The organism is Bacteroides cellulosilyticus DSM 14838, from assembly GCF_000158035.1.
In the GTDB taxonomy this organism is placed as follows: Bacteria; Bacteroidota; Bacteroidia; order Bacteroidales; family Bacteroidaceae; genus Bacteroides; species Bacteroides cellulosilyticus.
Window position 1 is genome coordinate 1,306,249 of the sequence record NZ_EQ973490.1, and the last position, 2,058, is coordinate 1,308,306.

Annotated in this window: 2 protein-coding genes; both read right to left on the reverse strand. The window is 44.6% G+C overall.

The window, feature by feature from the left end; all coding sequences use genetic code 11:
- Positions 1-23 precede the first annotated feature (23 nt).
- Entirely contained in the window at positions 24-815 is a 792-nt protein-coding gene (locus tag BACCELL_RS09405) for an SGNH/GDSL hydrolase family protein (protein WP_007211499.1), read from the reverse strand.
- An 18-nt stretch (positions 816-833) separates the two neighbouring features.
- The gene (locus BACCELL_RS09410) at positions 834-2,021 is read right to left on the reverse strand and encodes an AGE family epimerase/isomerase (protein ID WP_007211500.1); all 1,188 of its coding nucleotides are present in this window, start codon (positions 2,019-2,021) and stop codon (positions 834-836) included.
- Positions 2,022-2,058: the final 37 nt, after the last annotated feature.

The following is a 2,058-nucleotide window of genomic DNA, read 5'->3' on the forward strand; positions in this document are numbered from 1 at the left end:
TACAGAAAGAAATCAACCCGCACCTAAAAGAAATTATTCCGTATTTCTTTCGCAATATAACGCCCCATCAACTTCTGCCCTTCTTTATCGGGATGTAAGCCATCGCGCAGATAGCGTCCCCTGCCCGAAGGCTGTTCGAATTTCTCGGTTATACCACTATTGGAGTAACAATCTATCAGTTGTACGGAAAGAGCACGGCAGATTTCACGCAGAATGGTAATCTTCTCCAGATTACGTTCATTGCGGGTTACATCACCGGTCTGAATAGGGGTACAAACAAAAACACGACATTTGGGATAATGTTCCAGAATGGTCTGTATAGCCCAACGGGCACCACCTGCCATAGTGGTAACGTCCACTTCAGCAAGAGTCTTACCTTTCAAGGACTCTTCGGCAGAACCAAGGTTCTTGTCATTTGTCCCCATAGAGAAGACAAAGACATCAGGAACGGGATATTGCCCGTTTTCCACTTCAGCAATGAATTTCTGGATGTGAACCTTAGAAACATTATTATGCCGCATCTGCAATTCATGGCTGTCTTCTGTGGGACGCCAACCACCGGATATCCCTGCAAAACCTGCACTTCCATAATCCTGTGTATCGGAATGACAGGCCCAGGTTGCAGAACCTACCGCTACATTATGATGGGTGGCAAATCCAAGCAGATCGACCACCGTCTTCGACCATTGTTCACCCGCCGTGATGCTATTTCCATCACAGCCGAAATTCATCTTACTGAAATCAGGATAAAGGGACTGCGCTTGTAACGCAATCCCTATCCACAACACAACACAAAATCCAATCGATCTTCTCATTCTAACCTCTAAACCATTTTATGAAAAACGTTCCATTATCTCCATACACATACGTCCGTTATGATACGGGCATTTCCAAAATCCCGCCTTGTCATCTTCAATATTCACCGTGCCGTCAGCACGCACACTCCAATGCCACTCACCATTCCCGTAATCCACCAAATGCTTCTTGATGAAGTCCCAGCAACGGAATGCTTTCTGCAATGCTACTTCATCTTCAAAATATTGGTAAAGATTGACATGTCCCACCACATTTTCTGCCTGTACCCACCAATGACGGTCGGTATCGGTCTTCTGCCTATCCAGAAAAGTTTCATAAATCATGGCACCGTCAGGTGTCAGTCCTTCATCAGCTGCGGCGGCAATAAACTCAACTAAAGGTTCTACCTTTTCCAGTAAAGTTTTATCATCCAGAATCAAAGCGGCTTCATGTATCAGCCAGGAAGCTTCTATATCATGTCCGTAAGAAACAATGCGATACTTACTCCGCCAATTGTCATCGAAAAACAATTCCAGATGTCCTGTCTTAGGATTAAGAATCTTATCCGTGAATAATTCTATCAAATTGCGAAGTTGCTTCTTGAGGCGATCATCTTTCCATACACGGTACAAATTAGTATAGGGCTCCAAGATATGCAAATGGGTGTTCATTGTCTTACGTTCGTTCTCGTCTTTATCGCTAAGACGCATATCGGCAATCTCTCCCCATTCTCGGGTAAGAGCCTCGCAATAGCCATTCTTCACAGAATCAAAGCTATACTTCTCGATATCTTCAAACAGACGAACGGCATATTCCAAAGCCTCGGTATCACCCGTGGCACGATGATATTCGCTCAGACCATAGATGGCAAAGCCGATAGCATAGATTTGTTTCTTTGTATCCAATGGGTGACCTTTATAATCGAGCGACCAGTAAATGCCGCCGAACTCCCTGTCATAGAAATGATCTATCACATAGCGTTTGGCACGCATTGCCGCAGACAGGTATTCTTCTTTCTTCAGCAAACGGTAGGCTGCCGAGAAAGTCCAGAGAATACGGGCATTCAATACAGCACCTTTTTCTGTTTCCGGCATCAAGATTCCGGTTCCCGAGATACGGCCATAAAAGCCACCGTTCGCCTTGTCTGTCATCTTGTTCAGCCAAAAAGGAAGAATGTTGCCTACTAACTCTTCTTCCATCTCTTTTCGCAGATTCGTGATGTTCATAAGATTTTGTTTTTAGTTTAACTTCTGGCGGGATTCA